General features: G+C 56.7%; 1 rRNA gene. It reads left to right on the top strand.

From position 1 onward, the window contains the following. Window positions 1-450: ribosomal RNA gene (locus ACFPTO_RS25120) — 16S ribosomal RNA — on the top strand; the annotation flags it as partial. Window positions 451-529: the final 79 nt, after the last annotated feature.

The raw sequence follows: 529 nt of genomic DNA on the forward strand, positions 1-529 counted from the left end.
GGGTTAAGTCCCGCAACGAGCGCAACCCTTGTCCCTAGTTGCTACGCAAGAGCACTCCAGGGAGACTGCCGGTGACAAACCGGAGGAAGGTGGGGATGACGTCAAGTCCTCATGGCCCTTATGGGTAGGGCTTCACACGTCATACAATGGTCGGAACAGAGGGTTGCGAAGCCGCGAGGTGGAGCCAATCCCAGAAAACCGATCGTAGTCCGGATCGCAGTCTGCAACTCGACTGCGTGAAGCTGGAATCGCTAGTAATCGCGGATCAGCATGCCGCGGTGAATACGTTCCCGGGTCTTGTACACACCGCCCGTCACACCATGGGAGTGGGTTTTGCCAGAAGTGGCTAGTCTAACCGCAAGGAGGACGGTCACCACGGCAGGATTCATGACTGGGGTGAAGTCGTAACAAGGTAGCCGTATCGGAAGGTGCGGCTGGATCACCTCCTTTCCAGAGCTTGTCGCGAAAGCGCATTGAAGCGCTCACACTTGTCGGCTGTAAAGAAAGACAGACTCAGGGGTCTGTAGCT

The sequence above is a fragment of the Paraburkholderia denitrificans genome, assembly GCF_042655705.1.
Classification (GTDB): domain Bacteria; phylum Pseudomonadota; class Gammaproteobacteria; order Burkholderiales; family Burkholderiaceae; genus Paraburkholderia; species Paraburkholderia denitrificans.